This is a genomic window from Pseudaquabacterium terrae (genome assembly GCF_013266755.1).
GTDB lineage: Bacteria > Pseudomonadota > Gammaproteobacteria > Burkholderiales > Burkholderiaceae_C > Pseudaquabacterium > Pseudaquabacterium terrae.
Genome location: NZ_JABRWJ010000006.1, coordinates 45,398 through 62,003 on the forward strand (window position 1 = coordinate 45,398; position 16,606 = coordinate 62,003).

A 16,606-nucleotide genomic window follows, 5' to 3' on the forward strand; every position below is an offset into this window, starting at 1 on the left:
CGAGCTGAGTTAAAAAGGGCGCCCTCGGGCGCCCTTTGTCGTTTCAGTCGAGTCCCCTCCTATGACGCTTCCCGGTCCCATGGAATCGATGCCCTCGGCACTCCCCCCCTCGCCACTCGCGAGCGGTTGGGGCTTTCGCGCCAAGGCTGCCGGCTACCACCTGCTCGGCAGTGCCTTGGTCGCTGCGCTGGCCGCCGCCCTGGTGTTCCTGCTGTGGTATCCGTGGCCGTACAGCGTGCTCGCGGGAGGAACCGGCCTCTTCCTCCTGATCACCGGCGTCGACGTCGTGATGGGGCCGCTGATCACCTTCGCGGTCTTCGATCGGCGCAAACCCTGGCGCGAGCTGCGCCGCGACTTGGCCGTCGTGGTGGCCCTGCAGCTCGCCGCGCTGGTTTATGGCCTGTACGTGATGCACGCGGTGCGGCCCGTCGTCATGGCGCTGGAAGGCGACCGGCTGCGCGTGGTGACCGCCAACGACGTCGTGCTCGAAGAACTGCCGAAGGCGCTGCCGCCGCTGCAGACCCTGTCGAACACCGGCCCGCTGATCATCGCCACGGCAACACCCAGCACGGCCGACGAGCAGTTCGACGCGATCCAGCAAGCGCTCGGCGGCCTGGACATGGGCATGCGCCCGAAGTTCTGGCGGCCCTGGGACGATGCTGCCCGCGCAAGCTCCAAAGCAGTGGCCAGGCCCTTGGCCGAGATGCGCAAGCGCTATCCGGAACGCGCCGCAGAGCTCGACGCCGCGATCCAGCGCACCGGACGGACGGAACAGCAACTGCGCTATCTGCCCATCCTGGCGCGTCACGCGGACTGGATCGCGCTGGTCGACGCCGGTTCCGGCGACATCATCGGCTTCGCGCCCTTCAACGCGTACTGACGGACGCGCGTCAGGCCCGGCCTGTGGCGCATTCCTAGAATGCGCCGATGCTTCTCACCTCCACCGCCGGCGTGCAACCCGCGCGCGGCGCCTTGAGCATCCCGGCCCTGCTGCTGGCCGGCAGCATCCCCGCGCTGCTGGCCTACAACCTGCCGCCGTCGTCGACGATGCTCAACCAGTGCCTGGCAGTCGGCCTGTGGGGCGGCGTGGTCGCGGCGCTCGCGCCGGCCGGCCAGGCGCTGCGGCGGGCCGGCGTACTCTACGCCGCGCTGCTGGCCACGCTCGCCGGCGCGCTTGGCAGCGCACTCTTCGCCGACCTGCCGTTTCCGCTCGCCGCTTCGGGCATCGCGCTGCTGGTCGCCGCGCTCGCGCTGGCCTGGACCGGCTGCGCGGCCGCCGACCGCCCCGACCGCAGCAGCGTCTTCACCTGGTTCGCGCTCGGCCTGCTGGTCGCAGGCGTCCTGAGCGCCCTCGTCGCGCTGGTCCAGGTCTTCGCCTCGTCGCTGACCGACGGCAACTGGATCGCCCACAGCGGCCTGCCCGGCCGCGCCGTCGGCAACCTGCGCCAGCCCAACCACCTGTGCAGCCTGCTGCTGTGGGGCGTGATCGCGGCCGTCGCATTGCGCGAGCTGCACGTGCTGCGCCTCGGCGCGACGGTGGCACTGGTCGTGCTGATGGTCTTCGCGGTCGAATTGAGCGCCTCGCGCACCGGTGCGCTCGGCCTCGGCCTGCTGGCGTTGTGGGGCGTGCTGGACCGGCGGCTGGCCAAGAGCACGCGATTGCTGCTGCTGGCGACGCCGCTGATCTACGCGCTGTCCTACGGCGCGATGGCCTTGTACGGCCAGTGGAGCGACCAGGCGATCGGCGCCGCGGCGCGCCTGGCCGGCGAAGGCAGCGGCATCGAGAGCCCGAATTCGCGGCGCCGCATCTGGGCCAACGCGCTGGCGCTGATCGCACAACAGCCGTGGCTCGGCGTCGGCTTCGGGGAATTCAACCTCGCCTGGTCGCTGACGCCGTTCCCGGGGCGGCCGACGGCCTTCTTCGACCACACGCACACGCTGCCGCTGCAGCTGGCGGTCGAGCTCGGCCTGCCGCTGGCGGCGCTGATCATGGTGCTGATGGGCGTCGCGCTGTGGCAGGGCTGGCGCCGCAGCAGCGCGGCCACGGGCGACGACGGCAGCTGCGCGCGCGCGGCCTGGATGCTGGTGCTGCTGATCGGGCTGCACAGCCTGTCCGAGTACCCGCTGTGGTACGCCTACTTCCTGCTGCCGGCCGCGTTTGCCTGGGGTTATGCCCTCGGTGCCGGCGGCCCACCCGCACCCGCGGTGTCGAGCTCAACCGCCGGCCGGATCGCCGGCGTGCTGCTGGTGCTCGGCGCCGCGTTCGCGCTGGTCGACTACCGGCGCGTGGTCGAGATCTACGCGCCCGGCGAACAGGCCGGACCGCTGGCCGAGCGCATCGCGGCCGGGCAGCGCAGCCCGTTCTTCGGCCACCACGCCGACTACGCCGCAGCCACCGGCAGCGAGGCGCTGCCCGGCACGGCACTCGCGTTTCGGCGCGCACCGCACTACCTGCTCGACACGCGCTTGATGATCGCCTGGGCGCGCCATCTGGCCGAGAACGGCGAGCCGGATCAGGCGCGCGCGCTGGCCGAGCGGCTGCGCGAGTTCCGCAATTCAGCGTCCGACGACTTCTTCAAGCCCTGCGACGAGGGTGATCGCGCGGCCTTCCAGTGCCAGCCGGCGCAGTCGCCGCACCCGTGGCGCGAGTACCTGGGACGGCGGCCGAAGCAGCGAGCGCTTCAGCCTTGAGTCGTCGATTCAGGACGAGGGGAGCGGGACATCAGCGTTCACCCGAGTTGAGGAGGTTTGAACGAAGGCCGCCACCGCATGTGTCAACCGAAGTGTAAACTGGGTATTCTTGAATGAGAGGGCGTTCATGGGAGCACCGCTGAAGAACCCACCCGTGTACCTCACGATGGCGCAGGTGCGCTTCAACGCGGTTCTGAAGCTTGCGAACTACTTGCCGGACATTCAGGAGGCCTTGCGCAAGGCGGGCTACCCCGTTTATCAGGCCCACAAGGCGGTCGTGCTTCAAATTGCAGTCCAGGACGGCCAGCCGACGCCGATGCCGACGCTCCGGGAGCGGTATTCATTCGGCAACCTCGACAAGACCCATACCTTCTGGCTCGACAACGAAGCCTTCGCCCTCCAGTCGACGCACTATGGGCATTTCGAGTCATTCTCGGAGGTCTTCATGACGGGGATGTCGCGCGTCCACGAGGCGGTTCAGCTTGACTACACGGACCGAATCGGGCTGCGCTATCTGGACCGCGTCTTCCCTCGGAAGGGAGACACCCTCGACAAGTACCTGTTCCCCGAGGCGATGGGCCTGGGCAACCGCCTGGGAGGCACGACGCTGCAGTCCTATGCGGAAACGCTGAGCGATGCAGGCCTCTACAAGCTGCGCTCGCGCGTGGTCATCCAGAGCGGCGGACTTGTGTTTCCCCCGGACGTGGTCCTTGGCGACATGGTCGTGGTACCGCGCCTGGCCGAATACGAAGGCTTGCACGCCATCCTTGACAATGATGGCTTCTTCGAGCGTCGCGAGGTCTACTCCGTGAAGGGAGTGGCCAAGCACCTGGACGCCATCCATCAGGTGATTGGCGACGCATTTCGAGCGACGGCAACGCCGCACGCCTTTGTCGTCTGGAACGAATGAGATGCTCTCCGTACTCCTTCCGGTTCCTGTCTTGCCTGAGCACTTCGGCTATCGACCGGTGCCGGCCGCGTGTGTCCCCGCGCCGGTCGTGGATGGAGGCCCCCTTCCCCTGTTCGGTGGCATCGGCACCGGTGGGCTGGAGAGCGCCTCGTATTACCTCGCACGAGCGGGGTATCGCCCGTATGAGGTCTTGCACCCCGCGGAGCCCGCTGCGGCCGTGGCGGAGCGTCCAGCCCCCTTCGTCGACTTGATGCAAACGGTCAAGGACGGTTTCGGCAGGACGATGTCATCCCTGCCGGAAGTGTTCGGCGTATCGCGCCAGACCCTCTACAACTGGCTTGCCGGCGAGATTCCGAAAGAGCAGCACCACGCGAAGCTTCAGGCGCTTGCGGCCGCGGCGCGCGTGTTTCAGGAGCTTGGCTTCAAGCCGACCTCGAGCTCACTCGGGCGCACCGTCCTGCACGGCAAGTCGCTGCTTCAGCTGATCGGCGACGGTGCGAACGGAGACGAAGTAGCGAGAAGACTGGTCCGAGTCTCCCAACGCGGCAGCGAAGCCCGAACCAAGCTCGACGCCGTCCTCGGCGGCCGCAAAGCTCCGCGGCTTGATGCGGCCGACATGGGGACTCCGTCGCTCGTTGAGGACGCCTGACGGGCATGGAGGGCACGTCGCCGCCGCAGTGGACGCGCGAAACAACCTGGCGGCAGGGCCACGTTCTTCGCGCCGAAACGGCGACTGCGCTCGGACTGATCCACCCGGTCGAGAGTGCAAGAACATGCGTTGTCGTGATCGCCCACGACTGCGACCTTGCCAATGAAGACCTCACCGCAGAACCCGATGTCGAAGTGATTGTCGGCAGGGTCGCCGAGCCTCCCGACGGCAATTACCGGTGGGGGAAGGCCCCGCGCACGCTGCACCTGGACATGATGCGCAATGGCGCCTCGCTCGCCATCGAACTTGTGGCAACCGCGAAGCAGCTCGTTGCGAAGACGGCACTTGCAGCCCATACCCACGACTCGAGCTTTGCTCTCGAACCGAGGTCGCTTAACGTGCTCAGGGCCTGGCTCTCGGTCCGGTACAACCGGGCCGCCTTCCCCGACCCGTTTGTCACCCGCATGCGAGCACGCAAGCTCGACGCGAAGTTGATGCAGACGCTCGACCCGTTCAACGACACTGTCTCCGCTGTGTTCTTCGTGGTGGACGAAGGCAAGGAACTCACCCGTGAAGACGGCAATCCCTACCGCTTGAGCATCGTGCTGACGTTCGCACCGGGCGACGACCCGGAGGCGTCCGCCGACAAAGCTGAGCAGGCGAGCGAAGAGGTCGAACGGCTGTTTGCGGACCGGTGCTTTGACAAGAAATCGGAGAAGTGGGCGGGTGTTCAGCTCATTGGCTGTGTGCCGATTTCGGAAGACGACCTGTCCGTGAGCAAGGCGAAATTGCTCATGCAATGGCGCCTGGAGCACATGAGCCTGCGCGCGGACAACGCGCCACCGGCTCCGCTCGCGCCGTGACGAGGTCCGGAGGCTGTCAGGCGCCGTCGGCCACCCAGTGCCCCGACTTGCCGCCGCTCTTCTCGAGCAGCCGGATCTCGCCCATCACCATGCCGCGGTCGGCCGCCTTGCACATGTCGTAGATCGTCAGCAGCGCCACCTGCACGGCGGTCAGCGCTTCCATCTCGACGCCGGTGCGGCCGACGGTCTCGGCCTGCACGACCACGTGCACGGCGCTGGCCGCCTCGTCGAGCGTGAAGTCGACGGCCACCCGCGTCAACGGCAGCGGATGGCACAGCGGAATCAGCTCGGCGGTGCGCTTGGCGGCCTGGATCGCGGCGATGCGTGCGATGCCGATGACGTCGCCCTTCTTCGCCGATCCGTGCGCGATCAGCGCCCAGGTCGCCGGCTGCATGCGGATCGTGCCGCCGGCGCGCGCGACGCGATGGGTGTCCGGCTTGGCCGCCACGTCGACCATGTGGGCCTGCCCTTGGGCGTCGAAGTGCGTCAGCGGGGGGGTCAGCGACTGCGTCATCGTCGGGGACAACCAGAAACGTAAGGGCAAAGGAGCGGTGCCATCATAGGCGACGCTTTTTCCCGGGCGACGATGGGGTCGCTCGCTGTTTGTTGCCCGCGGCTGTAGCCCGCTGTCCCCGGTGTCCCGCTTGCAGAAATCCCGCACTCCCTTTCGCCTGCGCGCGCTCTGCTGCCTGTTGTCGGCGGCGCTCGCCGGCCCCGCGTGGCCCCAGGCGGCCAAGATCGACGACAGCGCCGCCGCGCGCGCGGCCGAATCGAACGTTCGCCTGCCGGCGCTCGGCGAATCGGCGTCCGACGAGTTCAACCTCAACGCCGAGAAGCGCATCGGCGACCAGATCATGCGCGAGGTGCGGCGCGACCCCGATTACCTCGACGACCCGGTGCTGCTGGACTACCTGCAGTCGCTGTGGCAGCCGCTGGTGCGCGCGGCGCGCGCGCGCGGCGACATCGACCGCGACAGCGACGGCCTGTTCCCGTACGAGGCCTTCCTGGTGCGCGACCGCAGCGTCAATGCCTTCGCGCTGCCCGGCGGTTATGTCGGCGTGCACCTCGGGCTGATCGGCATCACCAGCAGCGGCGACGAGCTGGCCTCGGTGCTGGCGCACGAGCTGTCGCACGTGACGCAGCGCCACATCGCGCGCAGCGTCGTCGCCGCGCAGCGCAGCAGCACCCTGAGCCTGGTGGCGATGGTGCTCGGCGTGCTGGCGGCCAGCCGCGCGCAGAGCACCGACATGGCCCAGGCGGCGATCGTCGGCGGCCAGGCCGCCGCAGCGCAGGCCCAGCTGAACTTCTCGCGCGACATGGAGCGCGAAGCCGATCGCAACGGCTACAACCTGATGACGCAGGCCGGCTTCGCGCCCGGCGGCATGGCGGCGATGTTCGAGAAGCTCGACTCCGCCAACCGGATCAACGACAGCGGCGGCTTCCCGTACCTGCGCAGCCACCCGCTGACCGTCGACCGCGTCGGCGAGGCACGCCAGCGCGCATCGACTTCCGGCGCCGCGACGCCCCGCGCCAACCCGCTGCGCCACGCGCTGATGCAGGCGCGCTCACGCGTGCTGATGGATGCGTCGACGCAGGCGCTGCGGCGCCAGCAGGAGACCGTGCCGCGCAACGACGCGACGCCGACCCAGCGGCTCGCCGCGCACTACACCCGCGCGCTGGCCTCGGTCCGGCTGCGCGACTTCACGCTCGCCGACGAGGCGCTCGCCGCCGGCACGCCGCTGCTCGCCGACGCCGAAGGCCGCAGCGCCTGGGCGCAGCTGGCGGGCGAAACCGCGATCGCCCGCGGCCAGGCGCCGCGCGCCGCGCAAGCGCTCGCCACGCTGCCCGCCGACGGCACGCGCAGCCAGCTGCTGCTGCGCGCCCAGCTCGCGCTGCTGGCCGGCGACCCGGCCATCTTGCGCGACAGCACCGAAGCCCTGCAGGCCTGGGTGGCCGAGCACCGCGGCGACGCCGGCGCCTGGCGTGCGCTGGCCGGCACCAGCGAGCGGCTGAACCAGCCGCTGCGCTCGCTGCGCGCGCAGGCCGAAGCGCAGGCCGCGCTCGGCGACCTGCAAGGCGCGATGGACCGCCTGCGCGCCGGCCAGCAGCTGGCCAAGCGCGGTGGCCCGAACATCGACTTCATCGAGGCCTCGGTGATCGATGCGCGCCTGCGCGATTTGCTCGCGCAACGCCGCCAGCTGATTGCCGAGCAGCGCGGTCCGGAACGCGGCCCGCGCACCTCCGACCCCGAATAGCAAGTCGCCTCCTACACTCGGCCGCGTCCTGACAAGAGGATTCGGCAATGAGTGAGAGGCTCGCGGCCGGTGGCCGCATCGCAAGCATCGTGGCCGCACTGGCCGCCACAGCGTCACTGGCGACACCGGCCTTCGCCGCGCGCATCACCGGCGTCACGCCGCAGGGCGAGGTGGCGCAGGTGCGGCAGGTGGTCGTGCGCTTCGACGACGCGGTGATGCCGCTCGGCGACCCGAACCGTCAGCCACCGCTCACTTTGCAGTGCAGCGGCTCGCTGCCCGAGCGCCAGGCGCGCTGGAACAACGAGCGCGAATGGGTGATCGACTTCAGCGCCGCGCTGCCGCCCGGCGTGCGCTGCACGCTGCAGCGCGCCGCGGGCTGGCAGCCGCAGCAGGGTGCGCTGGAAGGCCGCACTGATTACAGCTTCTCGACCGGCGGGCCGGCGATCGAGCGCAGCGATCCGTGGGACGGCTCCAAGACGATCGCCGAGGACCAGCACTTCCTGCTACGCCTGACCGGCCCGGCGACGCCGGCCAGCATCGCCGCGAACGCCTGGTGCGAGGTCGACGGCATCGGAGAGCGCATCGGACTGCAGATCGTCACCGGCGCGGCGCGCGACGCGGTGCTGAAGGCGCGCCGCATCCGCGCGGCCGATGCGGCGCGCACGCTGCTGGTGAACTGCGCCCGGCCGCTGCCGCCGCAGACCAAGCTGCGCATCGTCTGGGGCAGCGGCATCGCTTCGGCCGCCGACCCTGCCGTGCTGACGCGCACGCCGCAGCGCCTGCGCTTCGAGGTGCAGCCCCGCTTCACGGCCGAGTTCAGCTGCGAGCGTGAACGCGCGCAGGCGCCGTGCATGCCGCTTGCCGCCGCCGTGGTGCGGTTCTCGGCGCCGGTGCCGCGCGCGGTCGCCGAAGCGCTGCGGCTGACGCCGGCCGATGCCAAGCACGGCCAGGCGCGGGCACCGAAGCTCGCCGACAACGAAGCGCAGTTCAACGAAGTGCGCTTTCCCGCGCCGCTGCCCGAGGGCGCGACGCTGCAGGTCACGCTGCCACGTGAAGTCAAGGATGTCGCCGAGCGGCCGCTGGCGAATGCCGATCGTTTTCCACTGACGGTCGCGACCGGCCCGATGCCGCCGCTGGCCAAGTTCGCGGCGTCGCCGTTCGGCATCGTCGAGTTCGGACCCGAAGCCATGCTGCCGATCACCGTGCGGCATGTGCAGGGCGAGATCCGTGCGGGTGGCGCGGTGCGCATCAAGAAGATCGCCGAGCGCGACTGGCTGCCGTGGATGGCCAAGGTCTACCGCGCGCAGCAGAACGAATTCAAGAGCCGCGAATCGGCGCTGCTCGCCGGCCAGCCCGAAGTCAGGCGGCTCGAGCTGCCGCAGCTGCAAGGCGGCGACCCGCGGCCCTTCGAGGTCGTCGGCATCCCGTTCAGCGAGCCCGGCTACCACGTGGTCGAGATCGAGTCACAGGTGCTGGGCGAACGCCTGCTGGCCTCGCGCGCGCCGATGTTCGTCCGCACAGGAGTGCTGGTCACCAACCTCGGCGTGCACTTCAAGCGCGGCCACGAGAACTCGCTCGTCTGGGTGACGACGCTCGACCGCGCGCAGCCGGTCGCCGAGGCCGAGGTCGCCCTGCACGACTGCGTCGGCAAACCCCTCTGGCAGGGTCGCACCGATGCGCAGGGCCGCGCGCTGGTGCCGCAGGCGCTGCCCGATCCGAACGAGGAGCACTGCAGCTGGCAGTCCGGCTACTACGTCACCGCGACGAAGCTGATGCGCGGCGCGCAGGGCCAGCCGGTTCGCGACAGCGCCTTCGTCTTCAGCAACTGGAACCAGGGCATCGAGCCGTGGCGCTTCAATCACGCGTCTGCCCTGTACAACGACCAGCGCGGCGCCGAGCTGCTGCGCGTGCACACGGTGTTCGACCGGCTGCTGCTGCGCGCCGGCGAGACGGTGTCGATGAAGCACCTGGTGCGCAACGAGACCAGCGCCGGCCTGCGCGACGCGGACAAGGCCCAGCTGCCGACGACACTGAAGATCGTGCACGTCGGCTCGGGCGACGAGCTGACGCAGCCGCTGCGCTTCGACGGCGCGGGCCGCGCCGCGTTGTCGAGCTGGGCCATCCCGCCGACCGCCAGGCTCGGGCTCTACGAAGCGCGGCTGAAGAATGAGCGCCACGAATGGTCCGGCGGGCGCTTCCGCGTCGAAGAGTTCCGCCTGCCGCTGATCGATGCGCGCTTGATGCCGTCGCGCGGCGATGCCATCGCGCCGGCCGAAGTGCAGCTGGCGCTGCAGCTGACGCACCTGTCCGGTGGCGGTGTCGCGCGCGCACCGGCCCGCGCCAGCGCCGTGCTGCGTGAGCGCGACGTGCGTTTCGCGGGTTACGAAGGTTTTTCGTTCCAGCCGCCGCGCGAGGACCGGCGCCGCGACACCAGCGACGACGAGCCGGCCAGCGGCGACGGCGCGAAGCTGGTGGTCGACAAGCAGGCGCTCACCACCGATGCGAACGGCGCCGCCACCGTCGCACTGAAGGGCCTGCCGCCGGTCAAGCGGCCGAGCGAGCTGCAGGCCGAGGTGACGTTCAACGATCCGAACGGCGAGGTGCAGACGATCTCGGCGCGCGTGCCACTGTGGCCGGCGGCGCGGGTCGTCGGCGTGCGCACCGGCAGCTGGGCGGCAGCCCTCGGGAAGGTGAAGTTCCAGGCGCTGGTGCTCGACCTGCGCGGCAAGCCGCTGGCCGACGCGAAGGTTGCTGTGCAGGCCCGCGTCACGCAGTGGACCGCCAGCCGCAAGCGCCTGGTCGGCGGCTTCTACGCCTACGACCAGCAGTCGGCGCAGAAGCCGCTCGGCGAGGTGTGTTCCGGCAAGACCGATGCGCGCGGCATGCTGTTGTGCGAGGCGCCGATCGATGCCGCCGGCGAGGTCGAGCTGGTGGTGCGTTCGGCCGACGAAGCCGGCCGCAGCGCCGAGGCCGCGACGACCGTCTGGGTCACTCGCCAGGGCGAGCTGTGGTTCGAGCAGGACAACGACGACCGCATCGACGTGCTGGCCGACAAGACCTCGTACGCACCCGGCGAGGTCGCGAAGCTGCAGGTGCGCATGCCCTATCGCCAGGCGACCGCGCTGCTGTCGATCGAGCGCGAGGGCATCGTCGACAGCCGCGTCGTGACGCTGCAGGGCGACGATCCGGTCATCGAGGTGCCGATTCCGAACCGCGATGCCAAGGGCGCGAAGCCCGAGACCACGACCTGGGCGCCGAACGTCTACGCCAGCGTGCTGGTGCTGCGCGGCCGCGTGCGCCACGTGCCGTGGTATTCGTTCTTCAACTGGGGCTGGCGCTCGCCCGGCGAATGGTGGCGCGCCTATCGTTTCGAAGGCCGCGAATACCAGGCGCCGACGGCGATGGTCGACCTGGCGAAACCCTCGCACAAGTTCGGCGTCGCGCAGCTTCGCATCGGGCTCGATGCGCACCGGCTCGACGTCAAGGTGACGCCCGAACGCGCGCAGTACGCGGTGCGCCAGACGGTGAAGACGCGCATCCAGGTCCTGCAGGGCGGGCAGCCGGCCGCCGGCGCGGAGATCGCTTTCGCGGCGGTCGACGAAGCGCTGCTCGCGCTGCTGGAGAACGACAGCTGGAAGGTCCTCGAATCGATGTTCCCGCCGCGCGCCTGGGCCGTCGAGACGGCGACGGCCCAGGGCGAGATCATCGGCCGCCGCCACTACGGCCGCAAGGCGCTGCCGGCCGGCGGTGGCGGCGGCCGCAATCCGACGCGCGAGCTCTTCGACACGCTGCTGCTGTGGCGCGGCAGCCTGATCCTCGATGCGCGCGGCGAGGCCGTCGTCGACGTGCCGCTGAACGATGCGCTGACCAGTTTCCGGCTGGTCGCGCTGGCCTCGGCCGGGCCCGACCGTTTCGGCAGCGGCAGCGCGACCGTGCGCGTCACGCAGGACCTGCAGATGCTGCCCGGCCTGCCGCCGGTCGCGCGCGAAGGCGACCGGTTCGACGCCATCTACACGCTGCGCAATACGACGGCGCGCGAGTTGAAGGTCGAGGCGACGCTCGCCGGCAGCGTGCAGCGCGACGATGGCGCGGGTGGGCTGTCGCGCACGGCGCTGGCCTTCCCGCCGCAGGCGCTGACCTTGCCCGCGGGCGCTGCGGCCGAAGTCAAGTGGCCCGTCGAGCCGCCGTCCGGCGCGATCAGCCTGGTCTACGAAGCGAGCGTCCAGGGCGGTGGCGCGCGCGATGCGGTGAAGACCACGCAGCTGGTGCGGCCGGCGCTGCCGGTGCGCACGTGGGCCGCGACCTTGCAGCAGCTCGACGGCAGCGTCGCACTGCCGGTCGCGCCGCCGGCCGACGCGATCGCCGCCGATCCGGCGAAGCCCGACGGTGCGCGCGCCGGCGGCATCGTCATCGGCCTGCAGCCGACGCTCGCCGGCGCGCTGCCCGGCATCCGGCGCTATTTCGAGCAGTACCCGTTCACCTGCCTCGAGCAGCAGGCCTCGCGTGCGCTGGCGCTGCAGGACAGCGCGGGCTGGGCGCGCATCGTCAATGCCCTGCCGGGCTATCTCGATGCCGACGGACTCGCGCTGTACTACCCGCCGCGCGAAGGCGATCCACCCCGCGGCAGCGACCGCTTGACGGCCTACCTGGTCGCCGCCGCGCACGAGGCGCGCCAGACCATTCCCGAGGCCCCGCGCGAACGTTTGTTGCTGGCGCTGACCGCCTTCGTCGAAGGCCGGCTCGAGCGCAAGCCCTGGGCGCCGGCCAGCGCCGCCGGCATCGACCTCGACGTGCGCAAGCTCGCCGCGATCGAAGCCTTGTCGCGCCACGGCCGCGCCCGCGCGAGCCAGCTGCAGTCGATCACGCTGGAGCCGAACCGCTGGCCGACCGCGGCGCTGATCGACTGGCTGCGCATCCTCCAGCGGCTCGACGCGGTGCCCGAACGCGCGCAACGCCTGGCCGAAGCGCAGACGCTGCTGCGTTCGCGCATCCACTACGCCGGCAGCGTGCTGAAGTTCAGCACCGAGGCCAGCGACTTCTGGTGGTGGCTGATGGACAGCGGCGACGCGAACGCGGCGAAGCTGGTGCTCGCGCTGGTCGACGAGCCCGCGTGGAAGGACGAGCTGCCGCGGCTGGTGCTGGGGGCGCTGGGCCGCCAGCAACGCGGCGCGTGGTTGACGACGACGGCCAACCTGTGGGGCGTGCTGGCGCTCGAGCGCTTCGCGGCGCGCTTCGAGTCAGCCGCGGTCGGTGGGCGCAGCGTCGCGATCCTCGGCGCGGCGAGCGCGACGCACGACTGGTCGGTGGGCAAAGAGGGCGGCCGCTTGTCCTTGCCGTGGCCGGTGGCGGCCTCGGCACCGAGCCTGCAGGTCCAGCAGCAGGGGAGCGGCAAGCCGTGGCTCAGCGTGCAGGCGCTGGCCGCCGTGCCGCTGAAAGCGCCGCTGGCAGCAGGCTATCGCCTGACGCGCAGCATCAGCGCCGTCGAACGCAAGGCAGAGGGCGCCTGGACCCGCGGCGACGTGCTGCGCATTCGGATCGAGATCGACGCGCAGGCCGACATGAGCTGGGTCGCATTGAACGATCCGGTGCCCACCGGCGCCACCTTGCTCGGCAGCGGCCTCGGCCGCGATTCGGCAATCGGCGCCAGCGGCGAGCGCCGCGAAGGCAGCGCGTGGCTGGCTTATGAAGAGCGCGCGCAGGACGCCTTCCGCGCGACCTGGGAGCTGATGCCGCGCGGCAAGCACGTCATCGAGTACACGCTGCGTTTGAACAGCAGCGGCCGCTTCGGCCTGCCGCCGTCGCGGATCGAGGCGATGTATGCGCCGGAGAGTTTCGGCGAGTGGCCGAATGCCGCATTGGAGGTGCGGCCGTGAAGACGTGGCGCGTGCTGTGCGTGGTCGTCGCGGCACTGGCCGCCACCACGCCATCACGTGCGGCCGACGACGGCGTGCCGGCGTTCGAAACGCTGCGCGCCGCGCACCGGCCATCGGACCTGATCGTGCTCGACCGCCATGGCGAGCCGATCCAGACACTGCGCATCGATGACAAGGCACGCCGCTTGCCGTGGCAGCCGCTGGCCACGTTCTCGCCGGCGCTGCGCGAATTGATCGTGCACGGCGAAGACCGGCAGTTCTGGTCGCATGGTGGCGTCGACTGGAGCGGCCTCGCGCGTGGCGCGCTGGCGCGCACGCAGGGCCGCGTGCAAGGCGGCTCGACCTTGACGATGCAGCTCGCCGCCTTGCTCGACCCGGCGCTCGCGCGGCCCGCCGGCGGCCGGGGCGCGCTGCAGAAGTGGTCGCAGATCGGCGCCGCGCACGCACTCGAAGCACGCTGGAGCAAGGCGCAGATCCTCGAGGCCTATCTGAATCTGGTGCCGCTGCGCGGCGAGCTCATCGGCGTGCCGGCGGCGAGTCATCATCTGTTCGGCAAGCAGGCGTCGGGGCTCGATCGCGGCGAAGCGGCGCTGCTGGTCGCGCTGCTGCGCGCGCCGAATGCCGCGCCGGCGCTGGTGCAGCGGCGCGCCTGTGCGCTGCTGGGCGAAGCGCCGGACTGCGAACGCATCGGCAGCCTCGCATCGCGTGCGCTCGTGCGCCGCAGCGCACCGCCGCTCGGCGAGCAGCTCGCGCCGCACCATGCGCGCTGGCTGCTGGCGCAGCAGGCGAAGCCGATCACTTCGGTCCGCTTGCGCAGCACGCTCGATGCGCGGCTGCAGCGCAGCGCGCTGCAGGCCTTGCGCACGCAGATGGCCGAGCTGCAAGGCCGGCAGGTCGAGGACGGTGCGGTGCTGGTGCTCGACAACCGCAGCGGCGAAGTGCTGGCGTGGGTCGGCTCGAGCGGCCCGGCCTGGTCCGATGCGCCTGCGGTCGATGCGGTGCTCGCGCGGCGGCAGCCGGGCTCGACCCTGAAGCCCTTCGTCTACGCGCTGGCCTTCGAGCGCGGGACGTTGACACCGGCCAGCCTGCTGCACGACGCGCCGGCCGATCTCGACGGCGGCAGCGGCGCCTTCATGCCGCGCAACTACGACCATCGTTATCGCGGCTGGGTCTCGGCGCGCAGCGCGCTCGCCGCGAGCTTGAACGTGCCGGCCGCGCGGCTCGCGGCCCTGGTCGGACCCGAGCCCTTGTTCGAGCGGCTGAATGCCGCCGGCCTGCAATTGAGCGAGAGCGGCGGCTACCACGGCCTCGCGCTCGCACTGGGCAGTGCCGACGTCACGCTGCTGCAGCTGAGCAATGCCTACCGCATGCTCGCCAACGGTGGCCGCTGGACGCCGGTGGCAGGCACGCCGGGCGCGGCGCGTGCGGTGTTCGATGCGCGCGTGGCCTTCCAGGTCGGCGACATCCTGGCTGATGCCGGCGCGCGCGCGACCACCTTCGGCCTCGACAGCGCGCTCGTCACGCGCGGCTTCGCGGCGGTGAAGACGGGCACCAGCAAGGACATGCGCGACAACTGGTGCATCGGCTTCACCGACCGCTACACCGTCGGCGTCTGGGTCGGCAATGCCAGCGGCGACGCGATGCACCACGTCAGCGGCACGCAGGGCGCGGCGCCGGTGTGGCGCGCGCTGGTGCAGCAGCTGCACGCGCAGCAGCCCTCGCGTGCACCGCCGCCGCCGCCGGGGCTCGAACGCCGCGCGATCCATTTCGACAACCAGCTCGAAGCGCCGCGCGACGAGTGGTTCCTGCAGGGCAGCGGCGAGACGCTGGCCGATGCGCGCGGCCGCGTGCCTATCAGCGAGCACGCACGCGGCCGCGTGCATCCTAACGAGCACGCACGCGGCCGCCTGCGTGTCGGCGAGCAGCTGGCGCAGAAGCGGCCGAGCGGCATCAGCAGCCCGCGCGACGGCTCGGTGTTCGCGCTCGATCCCGACATGCCCGCGCCGGTGCAGCGCATCCGTTTCGAGGGCGAGGCGGGCCAGTGGTGGCTCGATGGCCAGCCGCTCGGCAGCGGCGCGTCATTGCAGTGGATGCCCTGGCCGGGACGCCATCGGCTCGAGCTGAAGGCGGCCGACGGCCGCGTCATCGACCGCATCGCCTTCGAGGTGCGCGGTGCCTACGTCAGGCGATGAGACGCTGGTTCCGCGAGGCGCTCACACCTCGGAGCGGCTGAACACGCGTTCCATCGCCACGTCGATCACCATGCCGCACAGGCTGTAGATCACCGAGCCGATCAGCGCGGCGCCGAACCCGGTGACGTTGAACCCGTTGAGCACGCCGGCCGCGGCCCAGAACATCAGCGCGTTGATCACGAAGAGGAAGAGGCCCAGCGTCAGCAGCGTGACCGGGAAGGTCAGCAGCACCAGCAGCGGCCGCACCAGCGTGTTCAACAGCCCGAGCACGAGGGCCGCGATCATCGCCGAGACGAAGCTCGTCACGACGACGCCGGAGTACAGGTGGGCCACCAGCAGCAGCGCCGCTGCGAGCAACAACCAGCGCACGATGATCTTCATGCGACGAGCATACACAAGGCATCGCGAGCGCTCGCGCGCTGCACGCGGCAGCGCCTCGCAAGGCTCCGCAATGCACTCGGCAGCGCCTCGTGCGTGCCCTCGTGAGCCCTTCGAAGCGCAGCGAGTGATGCAGCGAGGCGACAAATCGGCGTTTTCAGAGGGAAGAAGCGGGCTTCTACGAGGGAAAACCGCTTCTCAGCCCCTATGTGTCGCAGTACCATTGCGCCCGCAGAGGTCATGAGAGAAACGAGGGTGCATGAGACCCCGACCCGGACCCCGGCACATCAACCACCTTAAGTGATGGAGAGAATCAACATGGCAACTGCGAAGAAGGCCGCTCCGGCCAAGAAGGCCGCTCCGGCAAAGAAGGCGGCAGCGCCCGCGAAGAAAGCGGCCCCGGCAAAGAAGGCCGCCGCGCCGGCGAAGAAGGCCGCTCCTGCGAAGAAGGCGGCGGCCCCGGCGAAGACCGCAGCGAAGAAGGCCGCACCGGCCAAGAAGCGCACCCCGAATGCAGCGTTCATGAAGGCGATGACGCCGAGCGCTGCACTGGCCGCCGTGATCGGCGACAAGGCGCTGCCGCGCACCGAGGTGACGAAGAAGGTCTGGGAATACATCAAGAAGAACGGTCTGCAGGACAAGGTCAAGAAGACGATGATCAACGCCGACGCCAAGCTGAAGGAGATCTTCAAGCAGGCCCAGGTGTCGATGTTCGAGATGACCAAGCTCATCAATGCGCATCTGAAGTGAGCTGAAGCCGACCCGCCGCAGGGGCACGACGGCCCTGCAGGCGGA

The 16,606-nt window shown here is 70.4% G+C and carries 11 protein-coding genes; 9 read left to right on the forward strand and 2 right to left on the reverse strand.

Annotation, left to right across the window (positions count from 1 at the left end):
* Positions 1 to 88 precede the first annotated feature (88 nt).
* The 5 genes from tfpZ to HLB44_RS19585 all read left to right on the forward strand — a co-directional run bounded on the left by tfpZ (position 89) and on the right by HLB44_RS19585 (position 5,113).
* Positions 89 to 880: a TfpX/TfpZ family type IV pilin accessory protein gene (gene tfpZ, locus HLB44_RS19565; RefSeq protein ID WP_281375193.1), complete on the forward strand. Its 792-nt coding sequence runs from the start codon at positions 89 to 91 to the stop codon at positions 878 to 880.
* Positions 881 to 927: 47 nt separating this feature from the next.
* On the forward strand, positions 928 to 2,691 hold the full coding sequence (locus HLB44_RS19570; RefSeq protein ID WP_173125708.1) for a PglL family O-oligosaccharyltransferase: 1,764 nt from the start codon (positions 928 to 930) through the stop codon (positions 2,689 to 2,691).
* Between the two features lie 127 nt (positions 2,692 to 2,818).
* Positions 2,819 to 3,601 (forward strand): TIGR04255 family protein, encoded by a 783-nt coding sequence (locus HLB44_RS19575; RefSeq protein WP_173125710.1) that lies wholly within the window; start codon positions 2,819 to 2,821, stop codon positions 3,599 to 3,601.
* A 1-nt stretch (position 3,602) separates the two neighbouring features.
* On the forward strand, positions 3,603 to 4,250 hold the full coding sequence (locus tag HLB44_RS19580; protein WP_173125712.1) for a hypothetical protein: 648 nt from the start codon (positions 3,603 to 3,605) through the stop codon (positions 4,248 to 4,250).
* A 5-nt stretch (positions 4,251 to 4,255) separates the two neighbouring features.
* Positions 4,256 to 5,113 carry a hypothetical protein gene (locus tag HLB44_RS19585; RefSeq protein ID WP_173125714.1) on the forward strand — a complete coding sequence of 286 codons (858 nt, stop codon included), beginning with the start codon at positions 4,256 to 4,258 and terminating at the stop codon, positions 5,111 to 5,113.
* A 16-nt stretch (positions 5,114 to 5,129) separates the two neighbouring features.
* On the opposite strand, the gene moaC is transcribed toward HLB44_RS19585, so the two are convergent.
* Positions 5,130 to 5,627: a cyclic pyranopterin monophosphate synthase MoaC gene (gene moaC, locus HLB44_RS19590; RefSeq protein WP_173125716.1), complete on the reverse strand. Its 498-nt coding sequence runs from the start codon at positions 5,625 to 5,627 to the stop codon at positions 5,130 to 5,132.
* Positions 5,628 to 5,757: 130 nt separating this feature from the next.
* Here moaC and HLB44_RS19595 point away from each other — a divergent pair, with 130 nt between their 5' ends.
* From HLB44_RS19595 to pbpC, 3 genes are read left to right on the forward strand one after another with little or no spacing between them, the layout of a single operon-like run.
* On the forward strand, positions 5,758 to 7,368 hold the full coding sequence (locus HLB44_RS19595) for a M48 family metalloprotease (protein WP_246312366.1): 1,611 nt from the start codon (positions 5,758 to 5,760) through the stop codon (positions 7,366 to 7,368).
* A 47-nt stretch (positions 7,369 to 7,415) separates the two neighbouring features.
* The gene (locus tag HLB44_RS19600) at positions 7,416 to 13,241 is read left to right on the forward strand and encodes an alpha-2-macroglobulin family protein (protein ID WP_173125718.1); all 5,826 of its coding nucleotides are present in this window, start codon (positions 7,416 to 7,418) and stop codon (positions 13,239 to 13,241) included.
* Positions 13,238 to 15,433, forward strand: a complete 2,196-nt coding sequence (gene pbpC, locus HLB44_RS19605; protein ID WP_343051414.1) for a penicillin-binding protein 1C — start codon at positions 13,238 to 13,240, stop codon at positions 15,431 to 15,433. The genes HLB44_RS19600 and pbpC overlap by 4 nt, the downstream gene beginning before the upstream one ends.
* Before the next feature lie 21 nt (positions 15,434 to 15,454).
* Here the strand turns inward: pbpC and HLB44_RS19610 are convergent, their stop codons facing one another.
* Entirely contained in the window at positions 15,455 to 15,814 is a 360-nt protein-coding gene (locus HLB44_RS19610; protein ID WP_173125720.1) for a phage holin family protein, read from the reverse strand.
* Positions 15,815 to 16,129: 315 nt separating this feature from the next.
* Here HLB44_RS19610 and HLB44_RS19615 point away from each other — a divergent pair, with 315 nt between their 5' ends.
* Positions 16,130 to 16,561 carry an SWIB/MDM2 domain-containing protein gene (locus tag HLB44_RS19615; protein WP_173125722.1) on the forward strand — a complete coding sequence of 144 codons (432 nt, stop codon included), beginning with the start codon at positions 16,130 to 16,132 and terminating at the stop codon, positions 16,559 to 16,561.
* Positions 16,562 to 16,606: the final 45 nt, after the last annotated feature.